The 21701-nt window shown below is 67.3% G+C and carries 17 protein-coding genes and 1 other RNA gene; 15 read left to right on the top strand and 3 right to left on the bottom strand.

The annotated features are described in order from the left end of the window. Positions 1–81: 81 nt before the first annotated feature. A complete protein-coding gene (locus EP7_RS03355) occupies positions 82–2757 on the bottom strand; it encodes a M16 family metallopeptidase (RefSeq protein ID WP_463526168.1) in 2676 nt (891 codons plus the stop codon). 443 nt (positions 2758–3200) lie between these two features. Between EP7_RS03355 and ffs the strand changes: the two genes are divergently transcribed. From ffs to EP7_RS03280, 15 genes are all read left to right on the top strand, one after another. Then, positions 3201–3298: signal recognition particle sRNA small type (ffs, locus tag EP7_RS03350), an RNA gene on the top strand. 94 nt (positions 3299–3392) lie between these two features. After that, positions 3393–5168, top strand: a complete 1776-nt coding sequence (gene dnaX / locus EP7_RS03345; protein ID WP_463526167.1) for a DNA polymerase III subunit gamma/tau — start codon at positions 3393–3395, stop codon at positions 5166–5168. A gap of 70 nt (positions 5169–5238) precedes the next feature. Beyond that, on the top strand, positions 5239–5580 hold the full coding sequence (locus EP7_RS03340) for a YbaB/EbfC family nucleoid-associated protein (protein ID WP_463526166.1): 342 nt from the start codon (positions 5239–5241) through the stop codon (positions 5578–5580). Positions 5581–5583: 3 nt separating this feature from the next. Next, complete coding sequence (recR, locus tag EP7_RS03335; RefSeq protein WP_463526165.1) at positions 5584–6201, top strand: recombination mediator RecR; 618 nt, start codon at positions 5584–5586, stop codon at positions 6199–6201. Between the two features lie 161 nt (positions 6202–6362). Then, complete coding sequence (gene rpoN, locus EP7_RS03330; RefSeq protein WP_463526164.1) at positions 6363–7781, top strand: RNA polymerase factor sigma-54; 1419 nt, start codon at positions 6363–6365, stop codon at positions 7779–7781. A gap of 178 nt (positions 7782–7959) precedes the next feature. Beyond that, a complete protein-coding gene (locus tag EP7_RS03325; RefSeq protein ID WP_463526163.1) occupies positions 7960–9084 on the top strand; it encodes a DUF1573 domain-containing protein in 1125 nt (374 codons plus the stop codon). 144 nt (positions 9085–9228) lie between these two features. Continuing rightward, positions 9229–10809, top strand: coding sequence for a multiheme c-type cytochrome (locus tag EP7_RS03320; RefSeq protein WP_463526162.1), 1581 nt, complete (start codon positions 9229–9231; stop codon positions 10807–10809). A 105-nt stretch (positions 10810–10914) separates the two neighbouring features. Continuing rightward, entirely contained in the window at positions 10915–11247 is a 333-nt protein-coding gene (locus tag EP7_RS03315; RefSeq protein WP_463526160.1) for an Mpo1-like protein, read from the top strand. 62 nt (positions 11248–11309) lie between these two features. Continuing rightward, on the top strand, positions 11310–11690 hold the full coding sequence (metG, locus tag EP7_RS03310; RefSeq protein ID WP_463526159.1) for a methionine--tRNA ligase subunit beta: 381 nt from the start codon (positions 11310–11312) through the stop codon (positions 11688–11690). Between the two features lie 40 nt (positions 11691–11730). Then, positions 11731–13287 carry a class I SAM-dependent methyltransferase gene (locus tag EP7_RS03305; RefSeq protein ID WP_463526158.1) on the top strand — a complete coding sequence of 519 codons (1557 nt, stop codon included), beginning with the start codon at positions 11731–11733 and terminating at the stop codon, positions 13285–13287. A gap of 38 nt (positions 13288–13325) precedes the next feature. Next, a complete protein-coding gene (locus tag EP7_RS03300; RefSeq protein WP_463526157.1) occupies positions 13326–14084 on the top strand; it encodes an alpha/beta hydrolase in 759 nt (252 codons plus the stop codon). A 135-nt stretch (positions 14085–14219) separates the two neighbouring features. Beyond that, positions 14220–15917, top strand: coding sequence for a DNA repair protein RecN (gene recN / locus EP7_RS03295; protein ID WP_463526156.1), 1698 nt, complete (start codon positions 14220–14222; stop codon positions 15915–15917). Between the two features lie 3 nt (positions 15918–15920). Further along, positions 15921–17492: an ArnT family glycosyltransferase gene (locus EP7_RS03290; protein ID WP_463526155.1), complete on the top strand. Its 1572-nt coding sequence runs from the start codon at positions 15921–15923 to the stop codon at positions 17490–17492. A gap of 91 nt (positions 17493–17583) precedes the next feature. Then, the gene (gene moaC, locus EP7_RS03285; RefSeq protein WP_463526154.1) at positions 17584–18069 is read left to right on the top strand and encodes a cyclic pyranopterin monophosphate synthase MoaC; all 486 of its coding nucleotides are present in this window, start codon (positions 17584–17586) and stop codon (positions 18067–18069) included. A 54-nt stretch (positions 18070–18123) separates the two neighbouring features. Further along, positions 18124–19131, top strand: coding sequence for a polyprenyl synthetase family protein (locus EP7_RS03280; RefSeq protein ID WP_463526153.1), 1008 nt, complete (start codon positions 18124–18126; stop codon positions 19129–19131). A gap of 5 nt (positions 19132–19136) precedes the next feature. Here the strand turns inward: EP7_RS03280 and EP7_RS03275 are convergent, their stop codons facing one another. Together EP7_RS03275 and EP7_RS03270 are read right to left on the bottom strand one after the other, a co-directional pair. After that, on the bottom strand, positions 19137–20972 hold the full coding sequence (locus EP7_RS03275) for a cytochrome b N-terminal domain-containing protein (RefSeq protein ID WP_463526152.1): 1836 nt from the start codon (positions 20970–20972) through the stop codon (positions 19137–19139). Then, positions 20965–21492: a QcrA and Rieske domain-containing protein gene (locus tag EP7_RS03270; protein WP_463526151.1), complete on the bottom strand. Its 528-nt coding sequence runs from the start codon at positions 21490–21492 to the stop codon at positions 20965–20967. The genes EP7_RS03275 and EP7_RS03270 overlap by 8 nt, the downstream gene beginning before the upstream one ends. Positions 21493–21701: the final 209 nt, after the last annotated feature.

The raw sequence follows: 21701 nt of genomic DNA, 5'->3' as shown, positions 1-21701 counted from the left end.
CGCGCGTCTCTCCCGGAAGGTTGTGCCCGGCGGCGGTGGGGACCGGACAGGGTTCTCGGCGAGAAATGCCGACGAGCCGGCTCAGGCGCATTCGGCTCGGGCACGCTGGCCCTTGCGTCGGATCGGGCCGTACTCGACACGCACCAGCGAATTGGGGTGCAGATGTACCTTGGCCGCGTGCCTCACCTGCTTGGGAGTGATCGACGCCAGCCGGCCCGGTCGATGGATGGGGTCCTCAAGCGGCAGGCCCCAGCGTTCGAGTTCCAGCAGACGCTCGGCGCGATGCTCGACGGTCTGGAAGTCGAAGACCCATGAGCCGGCCAGGTAGCGGCGGGCGCGATCGACCTCGTCGTCGCTGAACTCGCCAGCGTGCAGGGCGCGGATCTGCTCGGTGATCACGGCGACGGCCCGGTCAACGTCGTCGGGGCTGGTCCCAGCGTAGATGCGGAAGAGGCCGGGCTCGACGTCGGCCGAGTCGGTCATGCCGCCGCCCACCGAATAGGCCAGGCCAAGCTCGTCGCGCACGATCCGGCTCAGGCGGTCGGTGAATCCCGGCCCGCTGCCCAGGATATGGTCGAGGATCTCCAGGGCATCGTAATCGGGGTGGTTCCGCGGCACGCCCAGATGGCCCATCAGGATATGGACCTGCTCGCCCGGATGATCCACGCGCCGGACCTTACCCCGGCCCATGCCGGGCGGCCTCGCGGGCACTGGGAGGTGACCTCCGATGGGATTCCAGCTCCCGAAGTGGGTCTTCAGGAGCGATTGCAGCCGGCGGCGGTCGAAGTCTCCGGCGGCGATGAGCGTCGCCCGGTCGGCCCCGAACAGGGCTGCGTGGTGGCCCCGGACGTCGTCGAGCGTCAGGCGGCCGATCTCGCGTGTGTTGCCGCGGGGGTCGCGTGCGTAGGGGTGGTCGCCGTAGATCAGGCCCCTGAAGAGCAGGTCGGCGCGGAAGGAGGGGTCGTCGCGGTCACCTTGCAGCTCGCCGACGGTCCGTTCCTTGGCCCAGGCCAGGGCCTCTGCGGGGAAGGCGGGGGTGCGGATCACCTCGGCCAGCAGCGTCATGGCCAGCTCAAGGTCCTCGGACCGGACCCTCAGCGAGGCTCCCGTCGCCCCGACGTCCAGTGTCCCGCCAATATCCTCGATCGCCGCGGCCAGCTCGGCCTCGTCTCGCAGCGTGGTCCCCTCTTCGAGCAGCCGGCCGGTCAGGTGGGCCAGCCCGGGCTTGGACTCGCGCAACAGGCCGGAGTCGATATAGAGGTCCAGGCAGACGACCCCCGTCCCGGGCCTGCGCTCCGTCAGGATGGTCAGGCCGTTGGCCAGCACGCGACGGTCGGGCTTGTAGTCGACGAGCCGGGCCGTCCCATCGGGAATCGTCAGGTCGAGCGGCTTCTCGGGCGTCTGCAAGACGACGGGCCGGGACGGTCTGGGGATGGCCAGTTCGCTCGGAAGCAGGACGGTCACGCTCCCCTCGGGGCGCGGAAGGGCCCAGCCGACGGTCAGGCTGGCCTCGTTCAGGTAAGTGGAAGCCACCCTCACGACGTCGTCCGCCGTCACGGCGATGGCCGCTCGATGTTCGGCCTGCCAGCCCCGCCAGTCGGTCCAGAGGCTGCGCTGGCCCAGGCCCGATGCCAGGCCGGCCAGGTCTTCCTGCTCCCAGCGCCAGGCCGCTTCCAGACGAACCCGTGACCGCGCCATCTCCTCGACCGTCGGGCCTTGCTCGGTCAATGACGCGACGACGCCGGCGATCGCGGCCTCGACACGCCTGGGCTCGACACCCGGCGCGGCCTCGACCTGCATGAGGAACTGGCCTGCCCAGCGCGAGGGCTCGTGCCCGGCATCAACCCAGGTGGCCAGCTTGCCCGTCTCGACCAGGCCGTCCCAGAGCCTCGACCGCCGGCCGCAGGTCATGAGGTCCGACAGCACGTCGAGCGCCGGGCCGTCGGGGTGGCCGAGCGGCACGCTGTGCCATCCCAGCAGGCCACGGGCGACCGACTCCCCTTCCGTCAGCGTGAAGTCGCGTCGCCCCGCCTGGCGCGGCTCGCTCATCGGCGGCGGGTTGCGGTTCGTGACACCTGCGGCAAGGTGGCCGAAATGGAGCTCAATGCGGTCGAGTGCCCGCGCTGGATCGACGTCGCCGACCACCACTAGGGTGGCGCCATCGGGCCGGTAATGGGCTGCGTAGAACGCCCTGAGGTCGGCCACGGTGGCGCGGGCCAGGTCGTCGGGCCAGCCCAGGATCGGGTTGCGGTAGGGGTGACGCAGGTAGCTGAGCGCCAGGTGTAGCTCATCCAGTCGCCCCATGGGCGAGTCCTGGTCACGCGCCCGCTCCTCGACGATCACGCCGCGCTCACTCTCGACCTCCGCGGGGTCGAACGCCGCGCCGCGCATCCGGTCGGCCTCGACGGCGAGGGCCAGTTCCCAGCGATCCGACGGGAAGGCGAACCAGTAGTGCGTGAAATCCTCGGCCGTCTCGGCGTTGGATTGCCCCGACGCCACGAACGCGAGCCGGTCGATCTGCCCCTTGGGGAACCGCTCAGTCCCCTTGAAGAGCATGTGCTCGACGAAATGCGCCAGCCCGCTCAGGCCCGCCGGCTCGTTCACCGAGCCGGCCGGATAGTAGAGGTCGCACATCACTGCGGGGGCATGCCTGCGCGGGAGCACCAGCGCCTTCATCCCGTTGGACAGAAGGCGCTCGTGGACCGGCAGGTCGCCGGCCCATGCGGGCGACGGGAGGGCGTCGGATCGTCGGGCCATCGATGCACCCTCGTCGCGTCGAAGACCGCAGGCGCCCCGTCCGACCTCATCGGCCACCCGTCGAGGGCCGCGTCGTCGAGGTCATCCGGGGCCCTCTGTCGAGCCGCCCCATCTGACGACCCATCATAGACCGTCCGCCCCGTGCTCACAACTTCGATGGCCCGACCTCGTCCTCGAAAGGAGACATACGAATGCTTCGAATTCTCCCTCCAAATCCCGCGCATGACCCAAAACCGCCCGCTGCCCACCAGCGTCGCCCTCACCCCATGTCGGACGAGGCTTACGACGCGAGGTTCCCCAGTTTTGTCCCCGACCTTGAGCCGTGCGGTTCGGCCCCCTCCGTCTGCATGGCACGCGAGACTTGGACTTGCCGGCGGGGCGAGGAATGGGGAAGATGAGGGCGACGATTCTTTGGGATTTCGGTGCGGGGGGCGAGGAAAGCCGGGGGGGACCCGGGCAATGGTGGATTGTGAACCTGGTCAGGGCGGGAACGCAGCAGCCATAAGCAAGCCCTTCATGTGCTCGGGAGCACCTCCCCGGCTCTCCACGCCCCTCGCCTCCCATCTCCTCGTTCCGGTCGGGCGACGATGCCGCACCGGCCGCGGACATTCGCCCGACGGATCGGAGTGAACCCGGTGGCACGACTGGAACCGACGAACCCGACGGGACCGCCGGGCGAGCCAGGAGTCCCGGGCTCCTACACCGTCGTCGCCAGACGCTATCGGCCCGCGAGGTTCGAGGACGTCGTCGGCCAGGATCACGTCGTCCAGGCCTTGCGCAACGCCATCCGGATGAACCGGGTCACGCACGCCTATCTCTTCAGCGGCACCCGGGGCGTCGGCAAGACCTCGCTGGCGCGCATCTTCGCCAAGTGCCTCAACTGCGTGAACGGGCCCACCTCGGAGCCCTGCCTGACCTGCGACATCTGCCGCTCGATCGCCTCGGGCCAGGATGTCGACGTCATCGAGATCGACGGTGCCAGCAACAATGGCGTCGAGGCCGTCCGCGAGCTGAGGCAGAATGCCGGCCTGAGGCCAAGCCGCGCCCGTTTCAAGATCTACTACATCGACGAAGTCCACATGCTTTCCACGGGGGCCTTCAACGCCCTGCTCAAGACCCTGGAAGAGCCGCCCTCGCACGTCAAATTCTTCTTCGCCACCACCGAGGCGAACAAGATCCCGGTGACCGTGCTCTCGCGCTGTCAGCGGTACGACCTGGCCGGCATCGCCCCCGACCAGATCATGGCCACCCTCGCCGAGATCGCCGGCCGCGAGGGGATCAAGGCCGAGCCCGAGGCCCTCTCCGTGCTCGCCCGTCGCGCCTCAGGGTCGATGCGCGACGCCCAGTCGCTGCTGGAGCAGCTCCTCTCCGCAGGCCAGCAGGAACTCACCGTCGAGGTCGTCCACCAGCTCCTTGGGACCGCAAGCGACGAGCGCACGCTCGACCTGCTCGACGCCCTCTCGCGACGCGACCCGGCTCAGGCCCTGATGCAGCTCGAGTCGGCCGTCAACTCCGGGGTCCAGCCGGCCGACCTGCTCAACGGGGCGCTCGAGTTCCTCCGCGACGTCATGGTGATCGGTGCCGGGGCCGGCGTCGCCTTGCTGGCCGCCACGCCTCGCCAGCATGGCCAGCTCCGCGAGATCGCCGACCGCTGGGGCCTCGACTCCTCGCTTGCGGCGATGCAGATCCTCGCCGAGGCGCGAACCCGCCTGCGAGGCAGCCCGCACGGCCGACTCCTCGTCGAATTGGCCCTGGCGCGGGTCGCCCGTCTGGAAGACCTCTCCGAGCTGGGCGACCTCGTCACCAGGCTCGCCGCGATGGAGCAGGGGGGCCCTCCGCCGGCCGCCCGAATGACCCTGGCGCCCCCCGAAAAAAAAAAGCTCCCTGACGCCGTAGCCCTCGCCGCTCCGACGCCCCCCCCGGGCCTGACGACTCCCGAGCCGCCCCCTCGGCCCGTCGCCTCGGCCGCACCCGAGCCCGTCGCGCCCCCGGAACCGTCGAACGAGCCGGTCACGCTCGACGAGGTGCTCGCCGCCTGGCCCAAGCTCCTCGAAAAAGTCGGCCTCCGACTCGGAGTCTACCTGGTTCATTTGAAGCCGACTTCCGTCGAATCGGGAGTTGCCGTCATCGGGTTCCGGCCCCCCCAGCGGCAGGCCGCCGAGGCGATCGAGGCTGTCGCCGCGCGGAATCAGGTCGAGGAGGCGCTCGCCTCGTTGATAGGTCGCCCGCTACGTCTACAATTCGACCAACTCCCCGAGGCACCCCCCGCGCCACGGGTTGACGGCCGTGCCGACGGCGAGCCCGATCGCCCGAAGGACGCCTGGCGCGACGACCCGCTCGTGCGCCAGGTCCAGGATCTCTTCGAGGCCAAGGCCGTCCGCGTCGAGGTCGATTCCGACGACTCGCTCTGAGCCCGACGTCAGCCGCAGCTCCCGTCCCAGACAGTCACATCCCTTCCAACTCGGTCGAAAGGCGGAAGTCATGTTCAACTCGCTGGGCAATCTCGCGGAATTGATGAAGAACGCCGGCAAGATCAAGGAATCGCTGGGCCAGGCCAACGAGACCCTCGGCCGCGTCGAGGTCGAGGCGACCGCCGACGCCCCTTCAGGATCCGTCACCGTCCGGGCCAACGGCCGCCTCGAAATCATTTCCGTCACGATCGCCCCCGGACTGCTCGCCGCGGTCGACGCTCGCACCCTCGGAGCCCTGATCGCCGAGGCGACCAACCAGGCGCTGGTGCTGTCGAAAAATGAAGCGGCCAAGGCGCTGACCGGCGGAATTTCGATCCCGGGCTTTCCTGGCCTCGGTAGCGGGGGGGCCTGACCCATGCCCGGGCCAAGCTCCGGTTCCGCCGACGCGATCGAGAACCTCATCCAAGCCCTGGGAAGGCTTCCCGGCATCGGCGCCAAGTCGGCCGAGCGCCTGGCCCACCACCTCCTGAAATGCCCCCCGGAAGAGGCCCTCGCGCTGGCCGAGGCCATCCGGGAGGTGAAGGACCGGATCCGCCACTGCGAGGTCTGCTTCCACCTCACCGAGGCCGAGAATCCCCTCTGCATCATCTGCCGGGACCCCCGACGAGATCACGGAGTTGTCTGCGTGGTCGAGCAGCCGCGCGACCTCATGGCCCTCGAACGTTCGAGCACCTATCAGGGCGTCTTCCACGTCTTGCTCGGGAAGCTGGCGCCCCTCCAGGGAATTGGCCCCGAGCAACTGACCGTCGACGCCCTGGTCAGACGTGTGCAGTCGGGCGAGGTCCGCGAGGTCATCATGGCCACGAACCCCACCCTCGAAGGGGACGGCACGGCATTGCTCGTCGCCAATCGGCTCGCGGGAACGGATGTGCCGATCACCCGCCTGGCCCGCGGGCTGCCCACCGGCGGAGCGCTCGAATTCGCCAACAAAGAGATGCTCGCCGATGCCCTCAGCGGCCGGCAAAAGTTCTGAACGGGGCCTTTTTTCGACGAGAAATCGGGCGAGCTATGGTATTCTGGTACAAGGTTTGCAGCTTAGGCCCTCGAGCGCTGTTCGGGGCCCACTGACGCGTCCTGCGGACATTGGTCGAAGCTGCCCACGTCTCCCTCTCGATCCACGACGGAAATCCGGACATGCGCCTGGACACTTCCCAGCAGATGCGACATGAGATGCGCCTTCGCATGGCGCCTCGCATGATCCAGTCGATGGAAATTCTCCAGCTCCCGTTGATGGCGCTCCAAGAGCGAATCGACCAGGAACTGGAGGAGAACCCGCTGCTCGTCGACCTCAGGGACACGACCCCGACGGAGAGCGAGCCCGAGGGCGAGGAACCGACTCCTGGTGAGGAAGCCCCGGCCGAAGTCTCCGGTCCCGATGACTGGGACGACTTCGGCGACGGCCCCTCCCGCAGCCGCGGCGCGCTCAGCGAAGACGCGGATCGCAAGCACGACGCGATGCAAAACATGCAGTCGCGGCCGCAGACGCTGCACGACTACCTGACCGACCAGCTCGGCTTCCTCGACAGCGATTCCCAGGTCCGCGGCCTGGCCGAATACATCATCAACAACCTCGATGACAGCGGCTTCCTGCATGCCGACCTGCACGAGATCGTCCGCGATTGCGGCGACCTCGTCACGATGCCCGAGGCCGAGCACGCCCTGAAGCTCGTCCAGATGCTCGACCCGCCCGGCGTCGGTGCCCGCAGCCTCCGCGAGTGCCTGCTGCTCCAGCTCACCCCCGATACCCCGTATCGCGACGAGCTGCGGATCCTCATCTCCAGCCACCTGGAAGACTTGCAGCAGAATAGGCTGCCCTCCATCGAGAAGAAGTCGGGCCTCTCGATCGACGTGATCAAGCAGGCCATCGACCAGCTCCGCCGGCTCGACCCTCGCCCCGGGGCCCGATTCGCCGCTGACAACGCCCAGTACGTCATCCCCGACCTGATCGTCGAGGCCGACGAGAACGGCGAGTACCAGGTCAGGCTCGAGGACGAGCGCACGCCGCAACTCTCGATCTCGCGCTACTACCAGAAGCAGCTCAAGAATAAGGCGACCGACCCGGCCACCCGCGAGTTCATCCAAAAGAAGATCCAGTCGGCCCGCTGGCTGATCGAGTCGATCGAGCAGCGTCGAAACACGCTGCTGAAGGTCGCCAGGGCGATCATCGAGCATCAGAAAGACTTCCTCGACAAGGGCCCCGAGTGGATCGAGCCCCTGAAGATGCAGCAGATCGCCGATCGCGTCGGCGTGCATGTCACCACCGTCAGCCGGGCCGTCGATGACAAGTGGGTGCAGACCCCGCGCGGCATCTTCGCCCTGAAGCGGTTCTTCGGCGGCGGCACCACCACCGCCGACGGCGAAGAGGTGGCCTGGGATCAGATCAAGCAGAAGCTCCTGGAGGTCATCTCCAAGGAAGACAAGCAGAACCCGCTGTCCGACGAAGAGATCGTCGAGGCGCTCGGCCAGTCGGGGCTGCCGGTGGCCCGCAGGACCGTGACGAAGTATCGCAAGGCCCTGAGAATCTCGTCGAGCCGTCAGCGTAAACAGTTCTGAGTCGAGAAGTTACCGGCGTCGCGGCGGGCCGTCCGCGACGCCGCGTTTGCTTGACCCCGACGGCAAATTGGCGGTAAGATGGCTCGAACCGCGGGGCAGTCGCGCCCGTAGATTCATCATCCCGATCGTACAACCGCCACCGCCGGCCCGCCGCGGCGCCGCCTCGGAGTCGCCCGCCATGTTGCGCTGGATCTTGCTCGCTTTGGTCGTGGTCGGCCTGACTGCCGGCGCCACCGTCGCCCTGCAGTTCATGCCTACGCTGGCCGAGACCCCCCAGGATCTCGCCTTCCCCGCGCCCGAGAAGACCGCCGGCCCCGCCCCCGTCGTCGAGGTCGACTCCCCCGTCCTGACTCACGACTTCGGCGTGATGGCCCAGCGCAACAAGGGCAAGCACGTCTGGAAGGTGAAGAACACCGGCAAGGGAGACCTCCAGCTCAAGAAGGGGCCCTCCACCTGCTCGTGCACCATCGCCAATCTCAAAGAAGGCGCGACCGCCAACATCAAGCCGGGCGAAGAGACCGAGGTGGCCGTCGAGTGGGAAACTCGCGAGTTCAGCGACAAGTTCGAGCGCGTCGTCTCGATCATCACCAATGATCCCGAGCGGCCCAAGCTCGACTTCAAGATCGGCGGCATCATCAAGCCCGCGATCGTGATGTACCCCCCAGACACCACCATCAATTTCATCGACGTGGCCAGCGAGCTCGGTGCCACCAACCGGATCGCCCTGACCTCGCCGGATCGCCCCGATTTCAAAATCACCAAGATCGTGGCGTCCCGGCCCGATTTCATGGTGACCGAGACCCGGCCTCTCACCGAGGACGAGTTGAAATCGATAAAGGCGACGAGCACGACCGGCGTCTTCTTCGAAGTGAAGTTGAAGCCGGGCATGCCGATCGGGCCGTTCCGCGAAGAGATCGTCCTGACGACCGACCACCCCAACCAGACCGAGATCAAGCTCAACGCGGTCGGCCGATCGGTCGGTCCCATCTCGATGGTGCCCGAGCGAATCCGCCTGCTGAACATCTCCGGCAAGCAGGGCGGGCAGGGTGAAATGGTGCTCTGGGTCCGCGGGCGGGACGAGGCGACCAATTTCAAAATTGGCGCCGTCCCGGAGAATCTCAAGGTTGCGATCGATCCAATCGATAATTCCGTCAAAGGCGCGTCCAAGTATCGGCTGTCGGTGAAAGTGCTCCCGGGCACGCCCCCCGGCCAGATCGAGGGGACAATCATCCTCAAGACGGATCATCCGATGGCGGGCGAGCTGAAGGTTCCCGTCAATGTTTTCGTCACCAGTGCAGGCTGAGACGAGATCGGACGTAAACTCTTCACTCCCTTCGTCACCTCGTTTTTTCGCCTCTCCGTCCAACCATCGGCGCAATCGCGTGTCGGGGCGAAGGATCGCCCCGCAATGGACGGAGCCAAGGCCTCCCCTCGGGAAAGGATCGACATGCCCAGGACCTCGACCCGCCCCGCCGTCGTCGTCGGGCTGGCCCTCGCCCTGATCGTCTATGTCGGCTGCAACTCCAAGTCCGACAAGACGCCGCGTGTCATCGAGGCTCCCAAGCCGATCACCGAGGCCCCCAAGGTTTCGGGCGACGGCAAGAAGCTGATCGCCAACTGGCCGGTCCCGGCCGGCGCCTTGATCCTTTCCGGTGAGATGGACGGCTACCTCGAACCTTGCGGATGCTCAGACGGGCAGCACGGCGGACTCGGCCGACGCTATGACCTGGTCGAGCGACTCCGCTCCCAGGGTTGGCCGCTGACCCTCATCGACCTCGGCAGCCTGATCGCGAATCCGGCGGGTGCGCGGGGCGGACAGGTCCAGGCGAAGGTCAAGTTTGGCATCGCGCTACGGGCCCTGGCGATGATGAAGTACGACGCCCTGGCCCTCAGCGCCGAGGACCTGAAGCTGAGCGTCGACGAAGTCCTCGGCCAGTTCCTCAACCTGGGCGATAAGCCCGCCATCGTCTGCGCCAACATCGCCCCCGACGAGGCGTTCAAGACGGTCATCCACCCCTACCTCGAGACCAAGGCCGGCGCCGTCAAGATCGGCATCACGTCGGTCCTCGACCCCGACGCCTGGAAGGCCCTGGCCGACCCCGCCAAGGAAGCCCTTCTGCCGATCAAGTCGCCCCAGGAAGTCCTCCCCGGCGTGCTGGCCGAGTTGGAATCGAAGACCGACACTCAGGTCCTCATGGTGCAAGGGCCGATCGAGCTGGCGCGGTCCCTGGCCGAGTCGTTCCCCGGTTTCGACATCGTCGTCTCCACCTCCAAATTCCCCGATCCGCCCGACCATCCCGAGATGCTCAATAACGGCAAGACGATGCTCGTCCTCGTCGGCAAGAAGGGGAAGCACGTCAGCGTCGTCGGCCTCTATCCCGGCCAGGCCGAACCCATGCGGTACGATCGCGTGACCCTCGGATCCGGCTACAAGATGGCCGAGCCGATTCGCGTCCTCATCGACGAAGAGTTCCCACGCGAGTTGAAAGACCTCCGTGTGGTCGAAGATTTCGTTCGCCGGGGCAATGTCAAAGGTGCTCCCGGATCCGAATACGTCGGCGCCGAAACCTGCAAGTCGTGCCACCCAAACACCTACGCCACGTGGGCCGCCTCCAATCACGCCAAGGCCTTCAACGCACTCGTCAAGGACCCCAAGCGTATCCGCGAGTTCGACGCCGAGTGCATCTCCTGCCACACCACGGGCTTCGAGTACAACACCGGCTGGGTCTCGGCCGAGAAGACGCCCTATCTCAAGGGCAATCAGTGCGAGAACTGCCACGGGCCCGCTTCCAAGCACCTGGCAGCTCCCGACGACCCGGAGATCCGCAAGTCGATCGCCCTGACCGCCGAATTCGCCGACAGCAGCCGGCTCTGCATCCAGTGCCACGACGAAGATAACTCGCCCAAGTTCAACTTCGGCGCCTATTATGGCAAGATCATGCACAAGGGGAAGGACACCTACACCGACCCCAAGGTCCATCAGCCGCAGCCTGCCCCCTCCAGGGTCGCCGCCGGGACCGCAAACTGAACGCGTCGTCCCTTCCCCGTCGCCCCTCAGGCCGCTAAGCTGCTGACCCAGCTCCGTCCGAGCGATGGCGTGGGCCTCCTTCCAGCAGGTCAGGAACCCTCGACGATGCCCGATGCCTCCGCCGCCTCGTCGAAGTTCGAGCGGCTCGTGGCCAAGTATCGCCACGACCATACCCACCCGGTGAACCACGTCCTGCACGTCGGCGTCGGCTGGCCGATGGTCGCCGTGGCGGTGCTCATCCTGCCGTTCTATCCCCTCTGGTCGCTGGCTCTCGTCCTGGGGGCCTACGCTTTCATGTTCTTCGGCCACTTCGCGTTCGAGAAGAACACGCCGACGATCCTGAAGCACCCGAGCACCCCGTTTGTCATCGCCTGGGCGGTCATCCGCGGCCTCGGCCAGGGGGCCGCCCGCTTGCTCGGTGCCGGCCGCAAGCCCTGATGGTTTTCTGTGGACAAAAGTTCACAGGCACAGATTGACAGGTTTCGCACGCGGTGGCTACGATGCCCCCGGCGATGCCTGAACGCCCTGACAGGAACGGACGACCCGCGATGGCCGAGCCAATTACCTACGAAGACTTCGCCAAGATCGAACTGCGCGTGGCCAAGGTCCTCGAGGCCAGGCCCCACCCCAACGCCGACAAGCTGCTGCTGCTGAGCGTCCTGGTCAACGACGAGCCCAAGCAGATCGTCGCCGGAATCAAGCAGCACTACACCCCCGAGCAGCTCGTGGGCAAGAAGATCATCATCGTCAACAACCTGGCGCCCGTCATGCTCCGGGGCGAGGCCTCCAATGGCATGCTGCTGGCGGCGACTTCGGGCGAGAACGTCATCCTGCTCACGGTCGACGACCCCGACTGCGTCGTCGGCGCCCGGATCAAGTAAACGAACGACGAGCCGACCAGGGACGGGGAAGGGGCTTGCCGTGCGCCGGGATCTGGGCGACTTCCAAACTCCCCCCAACCTGGCCGCCCGCGTGCTCGACCTCCTCGGGCCGATCGGCTCACGCTGGACCAGGGTCCTGGAGCCGACCTGCGGCAAAGGCCACTTCCTTGCCGCGTTGCTCGACAGGCCCGATCCGCCGCGCGAACTGATCGGCATCGAGCGCCAGGCCGTGCATCTGGCCGAGGCGCATCGTGCCTGCGACCGCCCCGATGCCCCCCGGGTCGTGCTGACCGAGGCCGACCTGTTCACCGTCGACCTGGCGCGAGACCTCCCCTGGACCGACGAGGGACCGCTGCTCGTGGTGGGCAACCCTCCCTGGGTGACCGCCGCCGAGCTGGGCGTGCTAGAGAGCCAGAATCAGGCCCCACGCCTTCGAGGCGACCGGCGGCGAGGGCTCGACGCGCTGACCGGCTCGTCGAATTTCGACCTGGCCGAGGCCGTCTGGATCAAGCTCCTCACCGAGCTCGCTCCCCAGAACCCGACCATCGCCTTGCTCTGCAAACGCTCCGTCGCCCGCAAGATCCTGGCCCAGGGCGCCCTCCCGCATGGCGTCCAGATCAAGGAGGCGTCGATTCACCGGATCGACGCCCGCCGCTGGTTCGGCGTGCAGGTTGACGCCTGCCTGCTCAGGATCGACGTCGGCGTCCCCGATGGTCCCGTCCGGGTCGCGATCCACGGCGGCCTTGATGCCGAAGCCTCGGTGCGGCATTTCGAACGCGACGGGGATCAATTGATCGCCGACGCCGAGGCCTGGGGCCGATCGAAGTTCGCCGCCGGTGGCAGCCCGCTCACCTGGCGGCAGGGGATCAAGCACGACGCCGCCAAGGTGATGGAGCTTGTCGGCTCCGGCGAAGGCTGGATCAACGGCCTGGGTGAGCCCGTCGACATCGAGCCTGACCACATGCTCCCGCTCTGGAAATCGACCGACCTGTTTCACGGGGTCGACGGCCGCCCGCGACGGGCCCTCGTCCTCAGCCAAAGCCGGCTGGGCGAAGAGACCGAGGCCCACAAGCAGAGCTCACCCAGGCTCTGGGCCTACCTCGACGACCACGCCTGGGCCTTCGATCGGCGCAAGTCGTCGATCTATCGAGGCCGGCCCCGCTTCTCGCTCTTCGGCGTCGGGCCGTACTGCTTCGACCCCTTCAAGGTCGCCATCAGCGGCCTGCACAAGAGCCCGAGATTCCGGGCGATCGGGCCGGTCGACGGCCGTCCCGCGGTCTTCGACGACACCTGCTACCTGCTCCCGTGCCGGTCGGCCGTCCAGGCGGCGTTACTAGCGTCGCTCCTCAACGGCCCGATCGCCCGCGACCTGCTCGACGCCCTCGTCTTCTGGGACGCGAAGCGGCCGATCACCAAGGCGGTCCTTCGCCAGATCGACCCGATCGCCCTGCTTAGGGCGACCGACCCCCTTCTCCTGGGCATCGCCATGGACGGCGAGCTGAGGCGGTTGGGTGTTGACCCGGACATCGGCCACCCTGATTCTTGGGGCGACCTGCTGCTCGACGGGACACCGATGCCGGCCTCCCCCTTGATCTGATCAACGCCCGAGCCGACCACACCACCCGAGGTGCGACGATGGCCTTCGCCACGATCAACTACCACAGCAAGTCGCTCCAGAAAGCCTCTTCCTTCAGCGTGATCTTCCCCGACGACCCGGCCATCAAGGCCCCCTGGTCGGTGTTCTACCTGCTCCACGGGCTTTCTGACGACCATACGATCTGGTCGCGTCGAACCAGCGTCGAGCGGTACATCGGCAATCTTCCGCTGATGGTCGTGATGCCCGACGGCGGCCGTGGGTGGTACTCCAATGCCAAGGAGGGGTACGCCTACGAGGACGACCTCGTCAAGGACATCGTCGGCCTGGTCGACCGCACCTTCCCGGTGAAGGCCGAGCGATCCGGGCGCTGCATCGGCGGCCTCTCGATGGGTGGTTATGGCGCGCTCAAGGTCGGGATCAAGCACCACGAGCTGTTCGCCAGCGCCAACTCCCATTCCGGGGCCCTGGGGTTCACCAGCGGCAAGCAGGGGGCGGGCTCCAAGCTGAAAGGCGAGTTCGCACGGATCTTCGGTACCGACTCGGCCGGCGGCGACGAGGACATCTTCGCCCTCGTCGAGAAGGTCGACCACGGCCGCCTCCCCGCGTTGCGGATCGACTGCGGTAAGGAAGACTTCCTCATCGAGCAGAACCGGGCCCTGCACAAGAAGCTCGACGAGATGAAGATCGCGCACGAGTACGAAGAATTCCCCGGGACCCACAACTGGGCCTACTGGGATGAGCATGTCCAGGAAGCGATCAAGTTCCACGCCCGCGAACTAGGCTTGAAGAAGGATTGACGCGCCTCGGCCCGATCTGGCCCCCTCGACCGCGCCGCGAACGCACGACCTGGCGGCGCGGCCAGACCCACCCGGAACTCGCCTCGACGGGGCCGATCCCCGCGAGCATGACTCATCAATGGAGGACCCGGCCTCGTGCTCCGCGAGCTCTCGGTGCAGAACCTGGCGCTGATCGAGGACGTGCGCATCGACCTCCGGGCGGGCTATTGCGCCTGGACCGGTGAGACCGGCGCCGGCAAGAGCCTGCTCCTGACGGCGCTCTCGCTGGTGCTCGGCGGCAAGGCGTCGGCCGACCTGGTCCGATCCGGCTGCGATGAGGCCCGAGCCGCCGCCGTCTTCGAGATCCCCGAGCCCGAAACCCGCGCCCGCGTCGAGGCGATCCTCGGCGGGCCGCTCGAGGACGAGACGCTCATCGTCACGCGGCGAGTCTCGGCGCAGGGCAGGGGGTCAGCCCATGCCAACGGCCTCCCGGTCCCCGTCTCCACCCTGCGGTCCCTGGGCGAGATCCTCGTCGACATCCACGGCCAGAACGAAGGGCGTGCGCTCCTCGACCCCGATCGCCAGCGGGCCTGGCTCGACGCCCACGCAGGGCTCGGCCCCCGCGCCGATCGCTTCCGCAAGCTCCGTCAGGCCCATGCCGACCTCCGGCGTCAGCGCCTCGACCTGCTCAGGGCGGCCGACGACCGCAGGCGCGAGCGGGCCCTCGTCGCCTTCGAACGCGACGAGTTGCACGCCTTCTGCCCCGAGCCCGACGAGTTCGACGAGCAGACCCGCCTGGCCCATCGCCTGGGCTCCGTCGGCCGGTTGCGCGACGCCGCCCAGCGTGGCTATCGCCTGCTCTACGAGGCCGAGCCGTCGGCCCAGGGGCTGCTCGAAGAGGTCGCCCGCCTGCTGGAACCCCTCGGAGACGCCGCGCCCGAGCTGGCCGATGCGGCCGGCGAACTTGAACGCCTGGCCGAGTCGACCCGCGAGATCGCTTACGCCTTGCGCCGTCTCGGGCGCGACTTCGATGAGGACCCGACCCGACTCGAAGAGATTGAGACGCGGCTTGCCACCTATCGCAGGCTCGCCGCCCGATTCGGCTGCAAGCCCGACGAACTCGCCGCCCGGCACGCCTCGGCGCAAGCCCGGCTCGACGCGATCGACCGGGAAGAGGCCAACCTCGAAGCCCTCGATGCTCCACTCTCGGCGGCCTGGGCCGAGCTTCGACAGGCCGCCGCCGAGCTGAGCACCGCGCGACGCAAGGCCGCCGGTGCGTTCGCCAAGGCCGTGCAATCGAGGCTGAAAACGCTTCACATGCCCGAAGCCCGCGTCAGCGTCGAAGTCACCACCGACCCCATGCCCGACGACCCTACCGAGACTCCGCCGCCCGAGTGGGGCCCCGACCGGGTCGAATTCCTCTTCGCCCCCAACCTCGGCGAGGAGCCGAAGCCGCTGCGCAAGATTGCCTCTGGCGGCGAATTGTCGCGCGTCACCCTGGCCATCAAGGCCACGCTGGCCGGCGTGGATCGCGTCCCGACCCTCGTCTTCGACGAGATCGACACCGGCGTCGGCGGCCGGCTCGGCTCGGCCCTGGGCAGGACACTTGCCGACCTCTCTCATCACCATCAGATCATCTGCGTGACCCATCTCCCGCAGATGGCCAGCTTCGCCGGCCATCAATGGGCCATCCGCAAGGTGGTCGAGAAGGGGCGGACACGGACGACGATTGAACCGCTCGACGAAACCGAGCGTGTCGAGGAACTTGCCCAGATGCTCCGCGGTGAGTCCGCCGCTGAAGGAACCCGTCAGGAGGCCCGCGCGATGCTCGTCGAGGCGCGGGCGGGGGCCTGACCGATGTCCACCGACCACACTCCGAGACTCGGCCGTACGGCGTTGGCCCTCGGCCTCTTCGCGTTCCTCGCGGTCGTCTTCACGCTGGCCGACCCCGGCATCACGATCGACGAGCCCCTGGATGTCCGACCCGGACGAACTTACGTCTCGACACTCCTGAAGCAGAAGGCCGGCTTCTTCCAGCGCGAGACCATCGATCGGGTCTTCGCCGACAACGCCGAACATCCACCGTTAGGCCGTTGGCTTCTTGGAGTTGCATCGACAACCTTCGAACCGTTTGCCGCGGCGATCGGCTGGACCGATCCCTATGCGGTGATCCCCGCCAGAGTTGCACCGGCCGCCTGCTTCGGCTTGCTTATTACTCTGGTCACGCTTGCCACGGGTCGACTCCGGGGGCAGGTCGGCGGCATTGCGGCGGGGGGGGCATTGCTCTTCATGCCGCGTGCGTTCGCCCACGCGCATCTCGGTGCTCTGGATACGTTTATCGCGTTGTTCTGGGTTGCGGCCTTGCTCGCGGCCGAGCGGGGATCAAGGTCATCGAAGCCGACTCGGGCTATGGCGTTTGCGGGGCTGGTCTTGGGCCTGGCCCTTCTGACCAAGATTCACGCCTGGTTCCTCCCACCAATCGTGCTGGGCTTGCTCCTCGTTCGCTTCCCCTGGCGTCATGCCGTCGGCGCGTTCGGAGGATGGCTCGTCGTCGGTCTCGGCACGTTCCTGCTGGGCTGGCCCTGGCTCTGGCACGACACCCTGACCCGTCTCGGCCGTTATCTGGGAACCGGAACCGAGCGATTATCGTTACAGGTTCAGTACTTCGGCCAGTTCTACGCGGATCGCGACGTTCCCTGGCACTACCCCTGGGTCTATTTCGCCATCACGGTTCCGGTGGGCCTTCACCTGCTGGGCGTCCTGGGAGCCATCGAGGTCGTCCGAGGCAGACGAAAGTCGGAGGGCTTACCCTGGCTCGCGCTGGCAGGAATTGGCCTGTTTCTGGGGCTTTTTAGCACACGCATCCCGGTCTACGACGGCGAGCGTCTGTTCCTCCTCGTTTTCCCGCTCTGGGCGATCCTGATCGGGATCGGCGGGGCCTGGGCCTGGGGTCGAACGAGTCGCCGTTGGGCCCACGGCCTGATGGCGGCAGCGTTCCTGGCTCAAGGGTACGGGGTCGTGGCGCTGCACCCGTTCGGGCTCAGCTATTACAATGCACTCGTCGGCGGGTTGCCCGGCGCCCAGCGACTGGGCCTGGAATTGACCTATTGGGGGGACGCGGTCGACCGCGTCTTGCTGGATCGACTGGCGGCCGAGGCGAAACCGGGCGACCTGGCGGCGCTGGCCCCCACACTCCATCACATCCAGGGAGTCGCCTCCCTGACCCCTGCTCTGGTCCGAAACCAGGTGACCATCGTCGACCAGTCGCGGGCGGCGCAAGCCGATTGGCTGATTCTGTATCGACGCGATGCCTACCTCAATCCGGAGTGGCGGGCCTTGCTCAACGGCCCCCCCCCGGTAGGCCTCGTCGCCGAGCGTTCGAAGCAGGGGGTCGTCCTGTCGAGAGTGCTCAGGATCCGAAAACCTTAGACCCTCCCCTGGCCATGCGGCGGGTGAATTGTAGAATACGTTCAGAACGAATTGAACGATCGATCTCTTCCAGGTGAGTGCAAGTCGGTCGATGGCCGAGCTGACGCATTTCGATGAGCAGGGCGCGAGCCGGATGGTGGATGTTTCGGCCAAGCCGACGACCACCCGACGGGCACGCGCCAGCGGCCTGGTGCGGATGGAGCCGTCGACGCTGGCCCTGATCCTCGACCGCGGCCTGTCGAAGGGTGACGTGCTCGGCGTCGCCCGTCTGGCCGGCATCATGGCGGCCAAGCGGACCGGCGACCTGATCCCGCTCTGCCACCCACTCGGCCTCGACGCCGTCGAGGTCGGATTTTCGGTGCAAGACGATCGGACGCTCCGGATCGAGGCCACCGCCCGGACAACCGGACGGACGGGCGTCGAGATGGAAGCCCTGACCGCCGTTAGCCTTGCGGCGCTGACGGTCTACGATATGTGCAAGGCAGTCGATCGATCAATGTCGATCGACTGCGTGCGGCTGGAAGAGAAGTCGGGCGGGCGGAGCGGCGATTATCGTCGCCCCGAAGATCTCGCCTGATCGCTGGCGTAGATGGTCGATGCTCGGCCGTCGGATTGCAACCGGAGGCGTGGGATGTCCGCTCTGACGCTGCCCAGGCCCGAAGAAAGCCGGCGAAGACTCGCCTCGGTCTACGCCCCGATCTCGGGCGAGCTGGCCGAGGCCGGGCGAATTTACGAGGCCGAACTGGGAAGCCAGTTCGCCTTCGTCCGCGAGTTGGTCGACCAATGCGCCGACTTCCAGGGGAAGCGGCTGCGCCCCGCCCTGGTCTTGCTGACCGGCAAGGCCTGCGGCGGCTCGAATGCGTCGCACCCGGTGCTGGCCGCGGTGGTCGAGATGATCCACACGGCGACCCTCGTGCACGACGACATCCTCGATGAATCGATGGTGCGCCGCCATGCCGCGACGATCAACGCCGCCTGGGGCGCCGAGGCCGCCGTCCTGATGGGAGACTACCTCTTCACGCACGCGTTCCACCTGGCCGCGTCGCTGGAGTCGACCCTGGCCTGCCGCTGGATCGGCCGCGCGACCAACATGGTCTGCGAAGGCGAGCTTCAGCAGGTGCACAGCAGGGGGAATTTCGACCTCTCCGAGGCCGATTACTTCGAGATCATCCGCGGCAAGACCGCCGAGCTGACGGCCGTCTGCTGCCGGCTGGGGGCACATTACGCGGGCGCACCCGCCGCGACGGTCGACGCCCTCGACGCCTACGGTCGAGACCTGGGTGTCGCCTTCCAGATCGCCGACGACGTCCTCGATATCTGGGGCGACGAGCAGGCAACCGGCAAGAGCCTTGGCACCGACCTGGAGAAGCAGAAGCTCACCCTGCCGATCATCCGCCTGCTCTCCACCGCCCCACCCGCCGTCGCGGCCCGGGTGCGTCAGATCCTGGTCGATGCCAAGCCCGAGGGGAGGGACGAGCTACGCCCCCTGCTGGAGTCGAGCGGCGCGCTGGCCTATGCCTGGGAACGAGCCAAGCAATGTTCGTCTCAGGCCGTTCAGCGGCTCGAAGTCCTCCCTGACTCGCCTTCCAAGGCGATCCTCCGCTCGCTCGCCCAGTACGTTGTCAAGCGAGCGAGCTGAGGAACCTACTCCGCGGCTTGCTCCCGCGGAGTTCTGGCTGCGCGGGGTTTGGCCCCGACGTATTCGTCTCGCAAGAGCCGGACGATCAGGTCGAGCTCGTTCGGGCTGAGCTGTTCGCCAAAGCCGGGCATCTGCTCGTGGGGTTTCAGGTAGCTGTAGAACCCCTTCGTCCCGGGATTCTTGATGATCGTCGTTAGCCAGCGGGCGGAGCCGTAGGCGAAGAGATCGGGAGCGGGACGGGTCGAGCCGGGGAGGCCCAGGTCGAGCGTGCCGATGGAGTGGCAGGATAGGCAATTCTCGACGAACGGGGCGTAGCCCGGATCCTCCTTGACCTCAGGCCGACTCGCCCATTCCTCGGCCGTTGTGCCGGGCGGAATGGTCGGGAACGTCGCGACGAAGGCAACCACGGCGTCACGTTCGCCCCGGTCGGCGAAGTCGATTTCTTCCTTCCACTGCTTCATGCCGTCGAGCGAGGCGTTGGAGAACTCCTTCGAGCCGAGCGACTTGGGAGCTCGAAGCGCGAACTTCGGGCCCTTCGGGTCGTCGAGCAACTCACCGATCCAGTCATGAGAGCCGAAGTGGGCCAGGTCGAACGCCTTGAAGGGGCTGGCATCCACAACCTGCGTCTCGCCTTGAAAGGCGTGACATCCGAGGCAGCGGGATCGAACCAGGGAGAGCCCCGCGGACAGGGGATCGGTTCGAAGCAGGTCGCCGGCGCCTCCCGGGGGGATGCCCGCGAGCTCTGCGAGCTGGGTGGCTCGCGTTGCGGCTTCTCTCGCGGCCTGGTGGGCTTTCGAGTATTCGGGGTTTCGCGCGTCGTCGCGCATCGCCTCGAACGTGAGGTAGGCCGCCTGGCCCGTGAGGGCGAAGATCAGGATGCAGGACCCTGCGTGCGCAAACCTTCGCGGCATCAGCCGGTCCAGGAACGGCAGGGCCATCAGGAAGGCTCCCAGCGCCCCGGGGATCACCACCGTGCCGAGCACTTCATAGCCCGTGGGCAGTTTGTGCAGCAGGCGGTTCAGCCAGAAGACGTACCACTCCGGTCGCGCCGGGTAGTTGGTGCTCGTCGGGTCTCCCGGCGCGTCCAGCGGAGCCCCGCCGGCGATGATCACGCCCAGCGTCAACAGCCCCAATGCAACGGCACCGCAGCTCGCGTCATAGAAAGCCTGCTTCGGCCAGTAAGGCTCGGTCGGGTCGGTCGATGCGTGACCCCGACGGGCGGCCAGGGCCGTGCGGGCCACCATCACGGCGACGAACAGCAGCGGCAAGACCAGGACGTGGAGGGCATAGACCCTCGTCAGTGACAGGTTGCCCGGCTCGTGGCCGCCGAGGATCAACGAACGGAGCTGAGGCCCGATCAGGGGCACGCCGCCGGCAATCGAGGTCTCGACCGTGGCGGCCCAGAACCCTCGCTGGTCCCAGGGGAGCATGTTCCCGGTCAGGCCCAACCCCATCGTCAGGGGGAGCAACGCCAGGAGCAGCCACCAGCCCACCTCGCGAGGGGCCCGGTACAGGCCGCTGGCGACCGTCTGGAGCAGGGCCAGCAGGACCAGGGCGATCATCCCGGTGGTGCCGAATCGGTGCAGTCCGCGCACGAACCAGCCGAGTTGCACCTGGTTGTTCAGGTAGAAGACGCTCCCCCAGGCCGTCGTGCTCGACGGGCTGTAGTCGCACATCAAGAGCAGGCCGGTGACGGCCTGGACCCCGAACAGGGCCAGGAGCGCGGCCTTCAGGGCGTGGCGGCGGGTCGAGCCCACCGGGATCGGGGTGTGGACCAGACGGCGGAGCAGCGACGGGACGCCGGTCCGATCTTCCATCCAGGCGGCAAGTTGCTTACGCAAGAGGGAGCCTCTTCGTGGCCTGGGGTCGGAACCTCTGGTACCTGACGCTGACCGTTGAGTTCGCATCGCTGAGAACCTCGACCTCGAGGTAATCCATAGACCGGGGCGACACCCCGTTCGTCGAAGACCCGTCGATCGCGAAGGTCGCCCCGTGGCAGGGGCAGCGGAACGACGTTCCGCCATGGTCGGCGCCGATCACGCAGCCCAGGTGCGGGCATTCCGCCTGGTAGGCCACGACGGGAGTCTCCGACCCCTCGGGTCGGCGCACCAGCCAGACCGTGCCGATCGGCCGCTTCGGATACGTGACCCAGGCGTCCTTGCGTTCGTCGACGATCGCAAACGCACGCGGGACACCCACGGGCAAGTCGGAGAGCCTGGCGAGCGGGTAAGAAGTCACCCCTCCCGCCTTCCTGCGCAGGGGGTCGAGAAGATACGCGGCGCCCGGGACGGCCAGGACGAGCCCCATCAGGCTCCCCAGCGCAACCGAGCCGGCGCGATAGAAGTCTCGGCGAGTCAACATCGAGGATCCCTCGGCAAAGGGGGAGAGGGCCGGGCCCGGCATGCGGCGAGCGGGCCGGCAAGGCTAGCTCGGGGGTGCGAAGATGCGGCAGGGGCCCCTCTCGGGGGGCTCGGGGCGGGTCCGATCGTTCCCGCCCGCGACGTGATGCGCGGGCGGGCCGTGTTTCTGTATCACTCTATCATTAGACCAGGAGGCCTCGCGCAGCAAGG

This window comes from Isosphaeraceae bacterium EP7, assembly GCA_038400315.1.
In the GTDB taxonomy this organism is placed as follows: domain Bacteria; phylum Planctomycetota; class Planctomycetia; order Isosphaerales; family Isosphaeraceae; genus EP7.
The sequence above is the reverse complement of the archived record's forward strand: the minus strand, read 5'-3'. Positions and strand labels throughout refer to the sequence as shown.

Coding starts and splice junctions, on each gene's coding strand:
- EP7_RS03355 (WP_463526168.1), bottom strand. CDS start 2,757: ATGGCCCGACGATCCGACGCCCTCCCGTCGCCCGCATGGGCCGGCGAC.
- EP7_RS03340 (WP_463526166.1), top strand. CDS start 5,239: ATGTTCAACTCGCTGGGCAATCTCGCGGAATTGATGAAGAACGCCGGC.
- recR (WP_463526165.1), top strand. CDS start 5,584: ATGCCCGGGCCAAGCTCCGGTTCCGCCGACGCGATCGAGAACCTCATC.
- rpoN (WP_463526164.1), top strand. CDS start 6,363: ATGCGCCTGGACACTTCCCAGCAGATGCGACATGAGATGCGCCTTCGC.
- EP7_RS03325 (WP_463526163.1), top strand. CDS start 7,960: ATGTTGCGCTGGATCTTGCTCGCTTTGGTCGTGGTCGGCCTGACTGCC.
- EP7_RS03320 (WP_463526162.1), top strand. CDS start 9,229: ATGCCCAGGACCTCGACCCGCCCCGCCGTCGTCGTCGGGCTGGCCCTC.
- EP7_RS03315 (WP_463526160.1), top strand. CDS start 10,915: ATGCCCGATGCCTCCGCCGCCTCGTCGAAGTTCGAGCGGCTCGTGGCC.
- metG (WP_463526159.1), top strand. CDS start 11,310: ATGCCCCCGGCGATGCCTGAACGCCCTGACAGGAACGGACGACCCGCG.
- EP7_RS03300 (WP_463526157.1), top strand. CDS start 13,326: ATGGCCTTCGCCACGATCAACTACCACAGCAAGTCGCTCCAGAAAGCC.
- EP7_RS03290 (WP_463526155.1), top strand. CDS start 15,921: ATGTCCACCGACCACACTCCGAGACTCGGCCGTACGGCGTTGGCCCTC.
- moaC (WP_463526154.1), top strand. CDS start 17,584: ATGGCCGAGCTGACGCATTTCGATGAGCAGGGCGCGAGCCGGATGGTG.
- EP7_RS03280 (WP_463526153.1), top strand. CDS start 18,124: ATGTCCGCTCTGACGCTGCCCAGGCCCGAAGAAAGCCGGCGAAGACTC.
- EP7_RS03270 (WP_463526151.1), bottom strand. CDS start 21,492: ATGTTGACTCGCCGAGACTTCTATCGCGCCGGCTCGGTTGCGCTGGGG.